The following is a 16,060-nucleotide window of genomic DNA, read 5'->3' as shown; positions in this document are numbered from 1 at the left end:
TTGCCCGTAAAACTAGATCCATGAACGTTCCTGCAAACCTCTCCGCTGCCGACCTCGATGCCCTGCGTCTGGAAGTCGCCGGCCTCGTCGTTGAAGCCCTGAACCTCGATCTGACCCCGGCCGCGATTCCCGCCGACGATCCACTGTTCGGCGAAGGCCTCGGCCTGGATTCGATCGACATCCTGGAAGTGGCGCTGGTGGTATCCAAGCGCTTCGGCTTCCAGCTGCGCGCCGACAACGAGGACAACGTCAACATCTTCCGCTCGCTGCGGAGCCTCACCGAGTACATCGCGGCCCACCGCACAAAATGAACCCCGGCATTGCACGTGCGGCTCGCGTGCTCGCCATCGGCCTGATCGTCGCCGCGTCGGCGGTGGCCGCCCATTACGCCAGCGCGCTGGTGGAATCGTCGGACTGGGGGGCGATGCTCGCAATCGGCCCGTTCGCCGCGGGCGCCGCGGCCTTCGCCTGGCATTCGCCTCAGCGCCCTGTGCTGCTGGCCCTGCTCGCCGCCGCCACGGCCGCACTCGCCGCCCTGTGGCCGACGCTCGCGCACAACGTCGACTGGCTGTTCTTCGTGCAGCACTTCGGTCTGAACCTCCTGCTCGCCATCGGCTTCGGCCGCACTCTCGCGGCGGGACGCAAACCGCTGTGCACCGGCATCGCCGAAATGATCCACGGAGAAATCAGTCCCGCCTCGACCCGCTACACGCGGCAGGTAACGCTCGCCTGGACGGTGTTCTTCGGCATGATGACGGGCACCTCGGCAATCCTCTTCGTCTGTGCGCCCGCCACGGTCTGGTCGACGTTTGCGAACCTGCTCAACTGGCCGCTCGTCGGAGTCATGTTCGTTGCGGAATACCTCGTCCGCCAGCGCCTGCTGCCCGAAGACCGCAGCAACATCATCGACGCGATCCGCGCTTATCGGCGCAGCACGGCGGCCTCTGCAGCGTCCCGAATTCCCTCCCCCTTCGAATGATGAACTCCGTGTCTGTTGCGTCAGGCCTGCCGCTGCTGCGCCACGCCAGTCTCAATGCCCCGCTCGCCTGGCGCGGCGACGAGCGTATCTCCGTCGCACGCTTCCTGTCCGACGTCGAGCAACTCGCCCGGGCACTGCCGGCCGGCAAGCACGTACTGAACGTCTGCGCCGACCGCTACCGCTTCGCCGTGGGGCTCGCCGCCTCGGTGATGACCGGCAAGATCAGCCTGCTGCCATCGACCCACACGCCGGAGACGGTCCGTCAGCTCCTCGCCTTCGCGCCCGATGTGTTCTGCCTCACCGACACCCTGCCGTGCGACATCGAGCTGCCGCAGTGCCATTACCCCCAGCTGCCGCCCGCGGAATTCGACGGCGCGATTCCATTGGTCGATCCGGCACAGTGCGTCGCCTACGTCTTCACTTCCGGCTCGACGGGCACACCGCTGCCGCATCGCAAGACCTGGGGCTCGCTGGTTCGCAACATCGCCGCCGAAGCAGACCGTCTGGCACTGCGGGCGGAAGACCGATTCACCTTGATCGGCACGGTTCCCCCTCAACACATGTACGGCTTCGAATCAACCGTGTTGCTGGCGATGCTCGGGGGCGGCGCGATGTGGGCCGGGCGCCCCTTCTACCCGGCGGACATCGTCTCCGCGCTGGAGGCGTCCCCGCATCCGCGCGCGCTGGTATCGACGCCATTCCACCTACGCACCCTGCTCGGCGCGGGAATCGCATTGCCGAAGGCCGATCTCGTCCTTTCGGCGACCGCCCCCTTGTCCGGCAATCTCGCCGCCGAGATCGAGACAGCACTGCAATGCCCGCTGCTCGAAATCTACGGCTGCACCGAAACCGGCCAGCTCGCGACTCGCAGTACGGCGCAGACGAGCGAATGGCAGCTCTTCCGCGGCGTCACGCTGGTCGAAGAGGGCGACCAGGTGCGAGCCCAGGGCGGCCACATCGACACGCCGACGGTCCTCAACGACATCATCGAGCCGGTGTCGGCCGATCGCTTCCTGCTGCATGGCCGTTCCGCCGACCTCGTGAATATCGCGGGCAAGCGTAGTTCGCTCTCCTACCTCAACCACCAGCTCAACGCGATTCCTGGCGTCGTCGACGGGTGCTTCCTGATGCCGGACGATGAACAAGTCGACGGCGTCACGCGCCTGATGGCGGTGGTCGTCGCGCCGACGCTCGATCATGCCAGCCTGCTCCATGCCTTGCGCGAGCGGATCGATCCGCTGTTCCTGCCGCGTCCGCTGCTCTTCGCAGACGCGCTGCCGCGCAACGCGACCGGCAAGCTGCCCCGCGCCGCGCTCGAAACCCTGATCGCGCAGAGCCGCCGGGGAACGGACCGGTCATGATCCACGAGACCTCGGTCACGGTCGCTGCCGACCATCCCGCCTTCGCCGGCCACTTCCCCGGGCGCCCCATCCTGCCGGGCGTGGTGCTTCTCGGTTGGGCGGCCAAGGCACTGGGCGATGTCCTCGGACGAACGGTCCCGCCCTGCGACATCGCCTCGGCCAAGTTCCTCCGCCCCGTCGCCCCCGGCACGCGGCTCGTGATCCGGCTCACGCAGCAGCCCTCGGGCGCGTGGCGCTTCGACATCGTCGACGGCTCGGATGCGGTCGCGACGGGCTCGCTCAAGGTTCCGGCAGCATGAGCCGCCCCTCGGTCGACGTATCCACCCGCCGCGTGCAGGCCGAATGGGCCCAAAAGCCCGAGCGCAGCAATCAGGCCACGCTGCGCCTGATGACCTGTATCTCGCTGCGGCTGGGACGGCGCACCGCCCGCGTCGTGCTGTGGCTGATCGCGACCTATTTCCTGGCCTTCTCGCCGACTGCCCGGCGGGAGTCGCGCAACTGGCTTCAGCGCGTACTCGGCCGCCGTCCGTCGATTCGCGATCTGCTGCGGCACTTCTTCACCTTCGCCTCGACGATCCACGATCGGGTCTATCTCGTGAACGACCGGGACGATCTGTTCGACATCCACATCCACGGCGGCGAGGAGATCCGGGCCTGCGTTGCACGCGGCGAAGGCGTGCTGCTGATGGGTGCTCACCTGGGCAGCTTCGAGGTGCTGCGCACGTTGGGGCGGCACGGCCTCGGGGCGCGGGTCGCGATGGTGATGTACGAGGAAAACGCCCGCAAGGTCAATGAGACGTTGGCGGCGATCAACCCCGCCGCGCATCAGGACATCATTCCGCTCGGCCGCCTGGAGTCGATGCTGCAGGTCAAGGAGCGGCTCGACGACGGTTCGCTGGTCGGCATCCTGGCCGACCGCAGCCTCGACCAGGACGGCACCGCGGCCGTCGACTTCTTCGGCTCGGCAGCCGATTTCCCACTCGGACCGTGGCGCATGGCGGCGATGATGAAACGCCCCGTGTTCCTGATGGTCGGACTCTACCGCGGCGGCAATCGCTACGACCTGCATTTCGAGCAAATCGCGGATTTTTCGACGGCGACGCGCGACAACCGCTCCGAGATGCAGCGGGTCGCGCTGCTGCATTACGTCGGGCGCCTGGAGCACTACGCACGCAGTGCCCCGTACAACTGGTTCAATTTCTTCGATTTCTGGCAGAGTGCGCGCTCACGCGAAGCGCGCTGACCCCTTGGAGTGCAATGTGAGTGTCGTCCGGTTTTCCCGTCGGCTGTGGTTCGGCCTGCTCGCCGCGTGGTCGCTGCTGGGCTGCGCCGCCGGCTTTGCTGCCTCGCCGGACTGGACCGTCGATCGCCTGATGCAATCCCTGAGTCGCCAGACCAGTGGCCAGGCGACCTTCGTCGAGCGCAAGTACCTCGCGGTCCTCGATCAGCCGGTGGAATCGTCTGGCGAGTTGCGCTTTCGCGCACCGGACCGCCTCGAGAAGATCACACTGAAGCCCAAGCCCGAATCGCTGGTGCTCGAAGGCAATACCGTCACCGTCAATCGCGGCAAGAAGCAGTATGTCGTGCAGCTTTCCGACTACCGTGAAGTCGCGGCCTTCGTCGACAGCATCCGCGCGACGCTGGCGGGCGACCGCGCAACGCTCGAGCGCACTTACGCGCTCCATCTGGCGGGAAGTCCCGACAACTGGACGCTGACGCTGCTGCCGCGGGACCCGCGGATGGCCGAGCTCGTGCTGCGCATCGACATCAAGGGTAGTCGCGGCCTGTTGCGCGAGATCGAGATCCGCCAGGCAGATGGCGACCGGTCGGTGATGGAGATCGCCGCCGCCGGGGGCACGCAGTGAAGCGTCGCCCGCTCGCCGCACTGCTGCTGTGGCTGAGCCTCGTCGTCGCCAGCATTGCCGTCATCGTCCAGACGCGCTTCACGACCGACCTGTCGGCCTTCCTGCCGGACGCACCGACCGCCGAACAGCGCCTGCTGATCGACCAGCTGCGCGACGGCATGGTGTCCCGGCTCCTGCTGGTCGGCATCGAAGGGGGCGACAGTGAGACGCGTGCAACAGTGTCTCGCGCGCTCGGCACGGCCTTGCGCAACGACCCCGCGTTCGTAAGCGTCTCCAACGGCGAAGCCGTCCATCGGGAACGCGACCAGAAGCTGCTGTTCGACAACCGCTACCTGCTGAGCCCCGCCGTCACGCCGGAGCGTTTCACCGAAAACGGGCTGCATGAGGCGATCGCCGAATCGGTCGACCTGCTCGCCTCCCCCGTGGGCATGCTGACCAAGTCGCTTCTGCCGCGCGACCCAACCGGCGAGCTGATGCAGCTCCTTGAGCGCCTCGACGGCGGCAGCCGGCCCGCCACGTCCGACGGCATCTGGGCGTCGCGCGATGGTTCGCGAGCGCTGCTTCTCGCGCAGACGCGGGCTTCCGGTTCCGACCTCGACGGGCAGCAGGCCGCGATCGAGACCTTGCGCGCGGCTTTCATTCGAGCCGTCGCCGACGCCGGCAAGAGCCCTGCCGAAATCAGGTTGCTGCTGACCGGCCCGGGGGTATTCGCGGTCGCATCGCGGTCAGGCATCCAGGACGAAGTCAGCCGCCTCGCAATCATCTCGACCTCGCTGATCGTCGCCCTGCTGCTCTTCATCTACCGGTCGCCGACCGCGCTGGTGTTGGGCCTGCTGCCCGTCGTTTCGGGAGCACTGGCGGGCATCGTCGCAGTCAGCCTGGGATTCGGTACGGTGCACGGCATCACGCTCGGTTTCGGCACCACGCTGATCGGCGAAGCCGTGGACTACGCGATCTACCTGTTCGTCCAGTCCGACAACAAGACGTCGCCCCAAGCAGACGGCTCGATCGCGCGCCCGGCATTCTGGCCGACTATCCGCCTCGGCGTGATGACCTCTATCTGCGGCTTCGCGGCGCTGATGTTTTCCGGCTTTCCGGGCCTTTCTCAACTCGGGCTATACACGATCGCCGGGCTGATTGCCGCTGCGCTCAGCACGCGCTTCGTCCTGCCGCACTTGCTCCCGTCGGACTTCGCGATCCGCGACGTCACGCCCTTCGGCGAACGTCTGGCCGCGCTCGTCAAGGCGGCGCATCCCCTGCGCGGCGCGCTGATCGTCGTCGCGCTGGTCGCGGCCGGCATCGTCTGGGTCCAGCGCGACACGGTGTGGAACCGCGAGTTGTCGGCGCTCAGCCCGGTTCCGGATGCCGATCAGGCCCTGGACATGCAATTGCGCAGCGACCTGGGGGCGCCGGACGTGCGCTACATGATCGTGGTCAGGGGGGAGACCCCGGACGCCACGCTCGGGGCCGCGGAAGCGGTCGGCGCGCAGCTCGATGGCCTGATCGATGACGGTGCGATCGGCAGCTACGAGAGCCCCGCCCGCTACCTGCCTTCCCAGGCCCTCCAAACTGCGCGCCGTGCGAGCCTGCCGGACGCCGGAACACTCGAGCGCCGCCTCGCTCCCGCCACGGCCGGATTGCCACTCCCGGCCGCTCGCCTCGCCCCCTTCATCGCCGATGTCGAGGCTGCCCGCTCGCGCCCCCTGCTGACGCAGGAAGCCCTTGCCGGCACCAGCTTCGCTCTCGCCGTCGACTCCATGCTGATCGCGCAAAACGGCGGATGGAGCGCGCTGATCCCCCTGCGCGCCCCGACGAGCGGCCCGCACGCACAGTCGGTCGATGCCGAGCGCGTGCGCACGGCACTCGCCCGGACCGCGCCGGATGCGCTATTCATCGACATGAAGGGCGAATCCGAGCGCCTCTACTCCGGCTACCTGCGCGAGGCGGCCATACTGTCGTGCGCCGGTCTCGTCGCGATCATCGTGCTGCTGGGATTCGCCTTGCGGCATCCGATGCGCGTCCTGCAGGTCATGACGCCGCTCGCGGCCGCCGTGCTGGTCGTCATCGCGGGACTCGTCACGGCGGGCGTATCGCTGACGATCCTGCACCTCGTCGGACTGCTGCTGATCGTCGCAGTCGGCTCCAACTACGCACTCTTCTTCGACAACGACACCGTCGCCTCGACACCCGCACCGCGCACGCTCGCATCGCTGCTCTTCGCCAACCTGACCACCGTCACCGGGTTTGGCGTGCTGGCCTTCTCGTCGGTGCCCGTGCTGCAAGCCTTCGGCTGCACCGTCGGCCCGGGCGCCATCCTGGCCCTGATCTTTTCCGCCGTCCTCGTGAGACCCTCGTGCCCCGCCCCTGGAAACCCGGGCCGCTGATCCACGCCTCGGCCGCCCTGCACGCGGCCGCGGCGGCGGGTGTCCTGCTCCGCCCCGAGGCCTGGCCCTGGGCGCTCGGGGCGATCGCGGCCAATCACGGCATCATCACCGCGGCCGGCCTCCTCCCGCGTTGCCGCCTGCTCGGGCCGAACTGGACGCGCTTGCCGGACTCTTCCGCCGCACGCCGCGAAATCGCCATCACGATCGACGACGGGCCCGATCCGGAGGTCACTCCGCGGGTACTCGACCTGCTGGATCGCCACGGCGCCCAGGCGACTTTCTTCGTGATCGGCGACGCAGTCCGTCGCCATCCCGCGATCGCCCGCGAGATCATCGCCCGCGGCCACGCCGTCGAAAACCACAGCCAGCGCCACCTGAAAACCTTCTCGCTGCGCGGCACCCGTTGGCTGCACAACGAAATCGCCGCCGCTCAACGCACGATCGAAGACGCCTGCGGGGTTACCCCGCGCTTCTTCCGCGCCCCGGCCGGCCTGCGCAATCCCTTCCTCGAACCGGCACTCGCGCGACTGGACTTGCAACTCGCCGCCTGGACGCGCCGCGCCTACGACACGCGCAACGGCAATCCCCAGTCCGTGGCCGCCCGCCTGCTCGACGGCTTGCGCCCCGGCGACATCCTGCTGCTCCATGACGCCAACGCGGCACGCGACGATCACGGCACCCCCGTGATCCTGCAGGTCCTGCCCCGGCTACTGGCCGCCTGTATGGACGCCGACCTGAAGCCGGTCACGCTGAGCGCCGCCCGCGTCTGACCGCCGCCCTGGGTGATTCCCAGCGATTGCCGGTGAGCCGACGGCAATCGATTACCACGCCGGTTCCTGCATCATCGGACGAGCGGCGCATTTTGCTAAAATACATCCCCTTCTCGCTTTCCCGATTTGTCGTGACCCCCTTCCAGATCTCCCGCTACACCGCCACCACCTGCCTCGGCCGGGGGATCGAGCCATTGCGCGATGCGCTGCTCGCCGGTCGCTCGGGGCTGAAGCCCTGCCACTTCGAAACGGTCGCGCTGCAAACCTGGATCGGCGAAGTCGAGGGCGTCGACGACGAAGTCCTGCCGGCTCGGCTCTCCGCCTTCGACTGCCGCAACAACCGCCTCGCCCAGATCGGCCTCATGCAGGACGGCTTCGCCCAAGCCGTGCAAGACGCTGCACAGCGCTACGGCAAGGACCGGATCGGCGTCTTCCTCGGGACGAGCACGGCGGGCATCCTCGAAACCGAACTCGCCTACCGGCGCCGCGACCCCGTCACGGGCGCTCTGCCCGCGGACTTCCACTACGCCGGCTCGCACAACACTTACTCGGTCGGAGCGTTCGTACAGGCCTGGCTCGGCCTGACCGGTCCGGCGGTGGTGGTGTCGTCGGCCTGTTCGTCGAGCGCCAAGGTGTTCGCATCCGCGGCGCGCATGATGGCCGCCGGGCTGATCGACGCGGCGGTCGTGGGCGGCGTCGATTCGCTGTGCCTGACCACGCTGTACGGCTTCAACTCGCTCGAACTCACCTCGCCCGACGCCTGCCGCCCCTTCGACCGCAATCGCGACGGCATCTCGATCGGCGAAGCCGCCGCCTTCGCGCTGCTCGAACGGCCTGCCGCCACGCTTGCCGACGACGCGATCCTGCTGCTGGGGGTCGGCGAGTCGAGCGACGCCTACCACATGTCCTCGCCGCACCCGGAAGGCCGCGGCGCCCGGCAGGCGATGGAAGCCGCGCTCGCCTCCGCCGGACTCACCGCTGCGGACATCGATTACATCAACCTGCACGGCACTTCCACGCCCAGCAACGACGCGGCCGAAGGCAAGGCCGTCGCGGCGATATTCGGCGCCGGGACGCCCTGCAGCTCCACCAAGGGCGCGACCGGCCACACGCTGGGCGCCGCCGGTGGGGTCGAGGCCGTCATCTCGGCCCTCGCCCTGCGCGACGGCTTCCTGCCCGCCAGTGCCGGCACGCGCGATCCCGAACCGGGCCTCGACTACCTGCTCGCGACCCGGCAACAGCCCGTGCGCCGAGCCCTAAGCAACTCCTTCGGATTCGGCGGCACCAACTGCAGCCTGATTCTCGGCCGAGCAGGATAAGAACTCATGACCGCACCGCTCTCCGCCTGGATCCACAGCATTGCCGTCCTCGGGCCGGGACTTCCCGACTGGCCGACCACAGCCGCCGTCTTGCGTGGAACGCAATCCTGGACTTTCGCCCCGACGGTGCTGACCGCTCCCGATCTACTGCCGCCGGCCGAACGCCGCCGTGCGGTCAAGGTCGTCAAGTTGGCGCTGTCGGTCGGCCTGCAGGCAACCACCGCTGCCGGGACCGACGCTTCGGCACTCGCCACGGTCTTCACGTCCTCGGGCGGCGACGGACTCAACTGCCACCAGATCTGCGAAACCCTCGCCTCCGACGACCGCCAGATCTCCCCGACGCGCTTTCACAATTCCGTCCACAACGCCGCCGCCGGCTACTGGAGCATCGCGACCGGCGCCACGGCCCCGTCCGCCGTCCTCTGTGCCTACGACGGCAGTTTCGGGGCCGGCCTGCTGGAAGCGCTCGCGCAGGTCGCGGTGGACAAGGTGCCTTGCCTGCTGATCGCCTACGACGCCGATTACCCGGATCCCCTGCGCGCTACGCGCCCGATTCCGGATGCCTTCGGCGTCGCGATGCTGCTCGCGCCCACTCCAGGCGAACACCCCATCGGCCGCCTCTCCGCGGCCCTGACCACCGACGCTGCAGCCACACTGCCGGACTCAGAACTGGAAAGCCTGAGAAGAGCCATCCCCGCCGCCCGCAGCGTGCCGCTCCTCGCCGCCATCGCGAACGACACGCCCGGACGCATCGTCCTGGACTACCTCGACCACGCGCAAATGGCCGTGGAGTTCTCGACGTGAGCGCCGGCCCTCAAACGCTGGACCGCGAAGCGATCGCCGCACGTATTCCTCACCAAGGCAGCATGTGCCTGCTCGCGGGCGTCGACGAATGGAACCCGGATTCGATTCGCTGCCACGCCACGAGCCACCGTGACGAAGCGAATCCGCTGCGCGAAGACTGGGGTTTGCCGGCAACGAGCGCGATCGAATACGCCGCCCAGGCCATGGCCGTGCATGGCGCCCTGATCGCGCCGCCGGGCGACGCGCCGCGCTCCGGCTATCTCGCGAGCGTCCGCAGCGTCGAGCTCGTCGTGGATCGCCTCGATACCGTCACCACCCCACTCGACATCCGCGCCGAACGCCTGACCGGCAACGACAACCAGATCCTCTACACCTTCACCGTGGCGGCTGCCGGCGTCACACTCGTCAGCGGGCGTGCCGCGGTCATTCTCGACGCCGACGCCCTCGCAACCGGCGACGCGAGCCGGGCCACCGGGAGTTCCGCTTGAAAAACGCCCTCGTCACCGGCGGCAGCGGCGGCATCGGGGCTGCCATCTGCCGTCGTCTCGCCCACGACGGTCATCACGTCTTCATCCACGCCAACAGCCGCATCGACAAGGCCGAAGCGCTGGCAAGCGAGATCCGGGAAGCCGGCGGCAGCGCCGCCGCGATCGCCTTCGATGTCACCGATGCCACCGCGACCGCTGCCGCGCTGGACGCGATCACGGCCGAAGCGCCGATCCAGATCCTCGTCAACAACGCGGGCATCCACGACGACGCCGTTTTTCCCGGCATGCGCCCCGACCAGTGGCAGCGCGTGATCGACGTGTCGCTGAACGGATTCTTCAACGTCACCCAGCCCCTGACCTTGCCGATGATCCGCACGCGCTGGGGCCGCATCATCACCGTCTCCTCGATCGCTGCCATCACCGGCAACCGCGGCCAGGTCAACTATTCGGCGGCGAAAGGCGCCTTGCACGCGGCGAGCAAGTCGCTGTCGCTCGAAGTCGCAAGCCGGGGAGTCACGGTGAACGTCGTTGCGCCGGGAATCATCGACACCGCGATGAGCGAACACGCCTTCGACGCCGACGCAATCTCGCGGATGGTTCCGATGAAGCGCGCAGGCCAGCCCGAGGAAGTCGCCGACCTCGTAGGATTCCTCGCCTCTCCCCAGGCCGCCTACATCACCGGCCAGGTGATTTCCATCAACGGCGGGATGATTTGAGGCGGCGCGTCACCAGCGCAGGCAGCCGGATCAGGAAGCCGCAGAACAGCCGCGTGTGCATCCAGGTGAGGAGTACGTTGTCGCGCAGATAGTTGAAGTGCGACACGCCGCCCTCTTCCGGACGGAAGTACTTCACGGGTGCCGGCACGTTGACGGGCGGCACGCCCGCCCAGGCCATGCGCACGACCGCTTCGGGATCGAAATCGAAACGCCGCATCCAGCGGTGGCCTTTCATCACGCGGATCAGGGGCGCGATCGGGTAAACACGGAACCCGAACAGCGAGTCACCGATACCGGTCCACAGCGTCTCCAGGTTCGCCCACCAGTTCGACACCTTGCGGCCACGCACGCGCACCGACGGCGCGCTAGCGTCGAAGACCGGCATGCCGAGGATCATCGCTTCCGGCCGCGCCGCCGACACCGCCATGAACTCCGGAATCAGCGCCGACGGATGCTGTCCGTCCGAGTCCATCGTCAATACGTGGGTAAAGCCCAGCGCCGCCGCCTGCTCGATGCCGTGCAGCACCGCCGCGCCCTTGCCGCCGTTTTCCGGCAGCACGATGACGCGCAAGCCGGGATCGCCCGATGCCATCCGTCGCAGCCCTTCGGTCGTACCGTCGGTACTGCCATCGACGACGACCCATACCGGCATCCACTGCTGGCGTGCGGCACGAACGGTGTCATAGACCTTCGGGCCGGGGTTGTAGCTCGGAATCAGCAACAAATGCGTCGCGGCGGACGTCTCCGCGGGCACTGGGGCCGGAGTGAAGTTCGGTAGGGTAGCCGATTCTCGAGTCATGACATTCTGTAGCAGTTTCAGGCGTCAACAGGCGACGCGGAGACACCCGGCTGCACCGGCAATTCCGGCAGGACCGCGTGTGCGAGTTCGGCAGCAAAATACGCTTCGAGTTCAGCCATGAAGGGCTGGACCTTCGCCGGGGGGTCGAAACGGCGCCCCAGCCTCACCCGGTAGGTTACAGGCATTTCGGGCTTGCGGAACAGCGGCCATCCCTTACAAAGATAGGACGATTCGGTCTCGATGAAAATCGTCTGCACCGGCACCTTGCTCCGCCTCGAGATCAGGCCGACGCTAGCCATCAGCGGATTCACGGGGCGGCGCGTCGTCCGCGTGCCTTCGGGGAACACCAGCAGAAAGCTGCCGGCTGCGAGATCTTCCGTTGCACTTCCAAGCATGCGCAGGGGCGAATCGTTACGGATGTATCGCGCCATCCGCGCCCCGGCGCCGAGGAACACGTTGTCCATCAGCCCCGCCTTCATGATGCAGGCCACATCCGGCAGACGCGAAATCACCATCACCGCGTCGAGCAGGCAGGGATGGTTCGGTGCAAGGATCAGCGGTCCCTGCCCGCGCAGCGCGTCCAGCGCCGAAAGATCGAAGCGGCAGGCGCCGATCCCGGTCAGGAAACGCAGATAGCCGCGAAAGCCGCGATTGATGACGAAACGCCCGAGCCGCTTTCCGTGCCCGGACGGCAGTAGCGGATACAGCGCCACTGCGAGCGGCGTCCACGCGAGGCAGATCGCCCCCAGGTAGCCGAGCCCCAGATAGAGCATCGCGTACTCGCGCAGTTTCCGGAAGAAGCCCGCCTGCACCTTCCGCGACGACTCACTCACGCCGCACTCCGGTCACAGTGCGTACTCCACCTCATGCCCGGCCGACGCTTCGACTTCCACCAGCAAGTCGCTGCGGCAGACGTCCGCCTGCAGATAGAGGACGGGCGCATCGCATGCGAGATGCGCCTCGAACGCAGACTGCACGACCTCGAATTCGTCCGGATTACGCACATAGACCTTGTACGCCAGATCCTGCAGACCGAATCGCGCATCGACCGAATGTCGCCGCGCCTCCGCCAGGACCGCTTCGATATTGCGCAGCGATTCGACGGTCTGAGCGATCGCGTCGCCGTGGTGGCGCGTCTCATGGCCAACGATGCTCGCCGTGCCGGACACGAACAGCAGCGGCGATCCGTGCGGACGCGACAGACCCGCACGCGCGAACGTCGGACTACGCGGACCGTAGCGCTCCGGGTAATGATAGGCACTGATCTGGCGCGGGTTCTCGATCGCAAGCGGCGCTTCGCGCGCTGCGATGAAGTACAGGGCGACCGGGCCGGTTGCGGAACCCAGCGCACAAGCGGCCGGCACGTTACCGCCCGTGGTCCGCCCGCATTGGATGAAGGCATCCTGCCGGCCGGCATTGAACTGCCAGTAGCGCTCGCTCCCGTCCGCCTCCAGATTGATATCCGGCAGGTAGTTCCATACCCGCAGCAGACCGGGATAGCGCATCTCGTCGAGCAGCATGAACAGCCGTTCGTAGATGGAACGTGTCGCCCGGTGCAACCCCGACGGCGACTCCGCCGCGTCCTGACCGGCGAATTCGCCTTCCGACAGTTCGATGCATCCGAAGATCACCGACTCGTTGCGACGATAGCGGATCCCTCCGAGGGTCCCGTCGATCAGCGGTCCGTGGGCACGCCACACTTCACATGCCACACTGGCCCCGGCAAGCGGCGGCATCGCGAGTTGGACCGAGGGAACGTACTGCGGCCACCCGGTCGGGGAAGCCCCGCCATAGACTGCAACACCCAATACCTCATCCCACCACTGCGCGGGCATTTGTCCCGGCACTTCGACCGGCAGGAAATTCAGAGACAGACCACCCAAGAAAGCCATCCGCGCACCACGCCTTTCCGCCCCAAGCGAAAGTCCGCCGATCCTTGACGACACGCCGCGCCGTCTGCGAAAAGGCCTTCTACAAGACGTAAATTTGTTATTTAAAACAGAAAGTTACAGATACACTGCAATATCCGGAGGCCGCATCTTCACATACCGGTAGAAGAGATGCAAGACAAGCACGCTGCACACCGGCCGGCTTTACCATGGCATAGCGCGCAAGGCGGGGGTATCCTTTGCCGCTGAAGTCCTTCCAGGCCTTCAAATTCTCCCGGACAGGAGATCCCGCGATGACGATCGAAACGACCGAAGAAGCGTGGCGGCAAAACCTGAGCGGAAGGTTCGAGTCGCAGCTCGCGCTTCCGCGCCCGACCGACTGGTGGACCGGACTCCTCCCGTCGCGCAGCCCCGGCCTGCAACCCGACGGCACGCTGACCTCGCTGCCGCTCCCCGACCTTGCCCGCTGCACGCGCAGCGAAGTCCAGGCCTACTTCGACAACGGCTGGACGCTTACCGAACTCCTATTCTCGGGCCTGATCGGCGAGGAAGCCTTCTATCGGCCACCCTACCACCATCTGCGGCACCCGATGCTGTTCTACTACTGCCATCCGCCGGCACTCTATATCAACAAGCTGCGGGTGGCCGGGCTGATCGACGCGCCCATCAATCCCTACTTCGAGCGCATCTTCGAAACCGGCGTCGACGAGATGCGCTGGGACGACATGTCGAAAAACACGATGCTGTGGCCGTCCTTCGACGAAGCGCACGCCTACCGGAAGACGGTGTATCGGCGCGTCAGCGAGGTCATCGCGCACCACCCCGACCTTGCCGACGGCCATGCGCCGATCACCCAAGCGCATCCGCTGTGGGCGCTCTTCATGGGCTTCGAGCACGAGCGCATCCATCTTGAAACCTCGTCGGTGCTGATGCACGAGCTGCCGCTGAACCTGCTGCACCGCCCGGATGCGTGGCCTGCCCTGCATCCGTCCGCCCGACGACGGGGACAGGCCAATACGGAGCCGCAACCCGGCCGGCACTATCCGGAGCTCGAGCTCCTGTCCGTGCCGGCGACGACCGTTCATCTCGGCAAGCCGGCCGACTGGCCCTCCTACGGCTGGGACAACGAGTACGGCAGCCGGACCGCCGAGGTCCAGCCCTTCCGCGCCGGCAAGCGACTCGTCACCAACGGCGAGTTCCACCGCTTCGTCGTCGCAGGCGGTTATCGCGAAGCGCGCTGGTGGTCCGCGACCGGCTGGGAATGGCGCAAGTACCGCAACATCAAGTGGCCGGCCTTCTGGGTACCCGAAGGCCCCGCCGGCTACCACCAATACCGGCTGCGTACGCTCTTCGAAGTCATCGACATGCAGTGGGACTGGCCTGCGGAGGTCAACTGGCACGAGGCGAGCGCCTACTGCGCCTGGCTCACCGAGCGCGACGGCAAGCCCTACCGGCTGCCGAGCGAGGCCGAACACAACGCCCTGCGCGATGTAGTCTCCGGCGTGTCCGACGACGCCGTGATGACGGCCGACGGCAGCAGGCTGTTGCATGAACACCAGCTCAACCTCAATCTCGGCTGCGGCTCCTCGTCCCCGGTCGACGCCGGCCGCCCCACGGCGAAGGGTTTCCATGACGTCTTCGGCAACGTCTGGCAATGGCTCGGCGACCACTTCAACCCGCTGCCCGGCGCCCAGGTCCACCCCTACTACGACGACTTCAGCAGCCCCTGCTACGATGGCCAGCACCAGATGATCCTCGGTGGCTCGTGGATCTCGACGGGCGACGAGGCGAGCGTCTGGTCGCGCTTTCACTTCCGCCCGCACTTCTTCCAGCATGCGGGCTTCCGCGTCGTGCAGGCCGATCATGACGGCGGCGCAGTGCGCCTCGACACCGAGGACGCTGCGAGCCAAGTCTATGAAAGCGCGCAGATGGTCGACGACTACCTACTGCTGCATTTCGGCAGCGCCGCCGAACAGATGCCGTTCGAATCCGGGCCGCGCGACGCCTGTCAATTCCCTCAGCGCTGCGCACGCTGGCTGACCGAAGGCGCGCGTGCCGCCGGAGCACCGATGGAGCGCGCCCTCGACATCGGCTGCGCAGTCGGCGGCGCGAGCTTCGAACTGGCACGAGCCTATCGCGAAGTCCTCGGCGTCGATCTCAGTCGCGCCTTCATCGACACTGCCGAAACCTTGAAGCGCAACGGCACGCTGGAACACTTCTGCCGCGACGAGGGCGAACTCGGCCACCGCGTCACCACCCGGATCGACCCGGCGATCGCCCGCGAGCGTGTGAGCTTCCGTCAGGCGGACGCCTGTTCGCTGCCGACCGAACTCGCCGACTACGACGCCGTGCTGATCTCCAACCTGCTGTGCCGCCTGCCGAGTCCGCGTTCTCTGCTCGGACGCCTCGGCGGCCCGCGCGGGCTCGTTCGCGTCGGCGGGATGCTGGCGATCTTCTCGCCCTACACCTGGCTCGAACAGTTCACGCCGCGCGGTGCCTGGCTAGGAGGCTATTCGGACGCCAAGGGGCCGGTCCACAGTGCGGACACGCTACGCGCGATGCTGGCCGGCGACGGCTTCGAGCTCGTCAAGGAAGCCGAGTTTCCGCTGCTGATCCGCGAACACGCACGCAAGTATCAGTACATCGTCACCCACGCGCTGCTGTGCCGGCGCGTACGATGACTCTC

16 protein-coding genes are annotated in these 16,060 nt (G+C 67.2%); 13 read left to right on the top strand and 3 right to left on the bottom strand.

Annotated features, from left to right (window positions below):
* The first annotated feature begins 20 nt into the window (after positions 1 to 20).
* The 12 genes from AZKH_RS08790 (at position 21) to fabG (ending at position 10,686) form a co-directional block, all read left to right on the top strand.
* Positions 21 to 311 (top strand): phosphopantetheine-binding protein, encoded by a 291-nt coding sequence (locus AZKH_RS08790; protein WP_015435402.1) that lies wholly within the window; start codon positions 21 to 23, stop codon positions 309 to 311.
* Positions 308 to 979, top strand: a complete 672-nt coding sequence (locus AZKH_RS08785; RefSeq protein ID WP_015435401.1) for a hypothetical protein — start codon at positions 308 to 310, stop codon at positions 977 to 979. Before AZKH_RS08790 ends, AZKH_RS08785 begins: the two co-directional genes overlap by 4 nt.
* Positions 979 to 2,340 (top strand): AMP-binding protein, encoded by a 1,362-nt coding sequence (locus AZKH_RS08780; RefSeq protein WP_015435400.1) that lies wholly within the window; start codon positions 979 to 981, stop codon positions 2,338 to 2,340. Before AZKH_RS08785 ends, AZKH_RS08780 begins: the two co-directional genes overlap by 1 nt.
* Positions 2,337 to 2,639, top strand: coding sequence for a 3-hydroxyacyl-ACP dehydratase FabZ family protein (locus AZKH_RS08775; RefSeq protein WP_015435399.1), 303 nt, complete (start codon positions 2,337 to 2,339; stop codon positions 2,637 to 2,639). The genes AZKH_RS08780 and AZKH_RS08775 overlap by 4 nt, the downstream gene beginning before the upstream one ends.
* Positions 2,636 to 3,583 (top strand): lauroyl/myristoyl acyltransferase, encoded by a 948-nt coding sequence (locus AZKH_RS08770; protein ID WP_015435398.1) that lies wholly within the window; start codon positions 2,636 to 2,638, stop codon positions 3,581 to 3,583. Before AZKH_RS08775 ends, AZKH_RS08770 begins: the two co-directional genes overlap by 4 nt.
* 16 nt (positions 3,584 to 3,599) lie before the next feature.
* A complete protein-coding gene (locus AZKH_RS08765; protein ID WP_041656033.1) occupies positions 3,600 to 4,205 on the top strand; it encodes a LolA-related protein in 606 nt (201 codons plus the stop codon).
* Positions 4,202 to 6,589 (top strand): MMPL family transporter, encoded by a 2,388-nt coding sequence (locus AZKH_RS27505; RefSeq protein WP_015435396.1) that lies wholly within the window; start codon positions 4,202 to 4,204, stop codon positions 6,587 to 6,589. The genes AZKH_RS08765 and AZKH_RS27505 overlap by 4 nt, the downstream gene beginning before the upstream one ends.
* Positions 6,559 to 7,359: a polysaccharide deacetylase family protein gene (locus AZKH_RS27500; protein WP_015435395.1), complete on the top strand. Its 801-nt coding sequence runs from the start codon at positions 6,559 to 6,561 to the stop codon at positions 7,357 to 7,359. Before AZKH_RS27505 ends, AZKH_RS27500 begins: the two co-directional genes overlap by 31 nt.
* Before the next feature lie 131 nt (positions 7,360 to 7,490).
* Positions 7,491 to 8,678 carry a beta-ketoacyl-[acyl-carrier-protein] synthase family protein gene (locus tag AZKH_RS08750; protein WP_041656032.1) on the top strand — a complete coding sequence of 396 codons (1,188 nt, stop codon included), beginning with the start codon at positions 7,491 to 7,493 and terminating at the stop codon, positions 8,676 to 8,678.
* Positions 8,679 to 8,684: 6 nt separating this feature from the next.
* Positions 8,685 to 9,482, top strand: a complete 798-nt coding sequence (locus AZKH_RS08745) for a beta-ketoacyl synthase chain length factor (protein ID WP_015435393.1) — start codon at positions 8,685 to 8,687, stop codon at positions 9,480 to 9,482.
* Positions 9,479 to 9,970, top strand: a complete 492-nt coding sequence (locus AZKH_RS08740) for a hotdog family protein (RefSeq protein WP_015435392.1) — start codon at positions 9,479 to 9,481, stop codon at positions 9,968 to 9,970. The genes AZKH_RS08745 and AZKH_RS08740 overlap by 4 nt, the downstream gene beginning before the upstream one ends.
* Positions 9,967 to 10,686, top strand: coding sequence for a 3-oxoacyl-ACP reductase FabG (gene fabG / locus AZKH_RS08735; protein WP_015435391.1), 720 nt, complete (start codon positions 9,967 to 9,969; stop codon positions 10,684 to 10,686). Before AZKH_RS08740 ends, fabG begins: the two co-directional genes overlap by 4 nt.
* On the opposite strand, the gene AZKH_RS08730 is transcribed toward fabG, so the two are convergent.
* Genes AZKH_RS08730 through AZKH_RS08720 form a run of 3 tightly spaced genes read right to left on the bottom strand, consistent with a single transcriptional unit; the run spans position 10,667 to position 13,368 of the window.
* On the bottom strand, positions 10,667 to 11,485 hold the full coding sequence (locus AZKH_RS08730) for a glycosyltransferase family 2 protein (protein WP_015435390.1): 819 nt from the start codon (positions 11,483 to 11,485) through the stop codon (positions 10,667 to 10,669). The genes fabG and AZKH_RS08730 overlap by 20 nt on opposite strands.
* 17 nt (positions 11,486 to 11,502) lie before the next feature.
* Positions 11,503 to 12,318: a 1-acyl-sn-glycerol-3-phosphate acyltransferase gene (locus AZKH_RS08725; RefSeq protein WP_015435389.1), complete on the bottom strand. Its 816-nt coding sequence runs from the start codon at positions 12,316 to 12,318 to the stop codon at positions 11,503 to 11,505.
* 12 nt (positions 12,319 to 12,330) lie between these two features.
* Positions 12,331 to 13,368, bottom strand: coding sequence for a hypothetical protein (locus AZKH_RS08720; RefSeq protein WP_231874496.1), 1,038 nt, complete (start codon positions 13,366 to 13,368; stop codon positions 12,331 to 12,333).
* Positions 13,369 to 13,667: 299 nt separating this feature from the next.
* Between AZKH_RS08720 and ovoA the strand changes: the two genes are divergently transcribed.
* Positions 13,668 to 16,055, top strand: a complete 2,388-nt coding sequence (ovoA, locus tag AZKH_RS08715) for a 5-histidylcysteine sulfoxide synthase (RefSeq protein ID WP_015435387.1) — start codon at positions 13,668 to 13,670, stop codon at positions 16,053 to 16,055.
* Positions 16,056 to 16,060 lie beyond the last annotated feature (5 nt).

It is taken from the genome of Azoarcus sp. KH32C (genome assembly GCF_000349945.1).
Classification (GTDB): domain Bacteria; phylum Pseudomonadota; class Gammaproteobacteria; order Burkholderiales; family Rhodocyclaceae; genus Aromatoleum.
The sequence above is the reverse complement of the archived record's forward strand: the minus strand, read 5'-3'. Positions and strand labels throughout refer to the sequence as shown.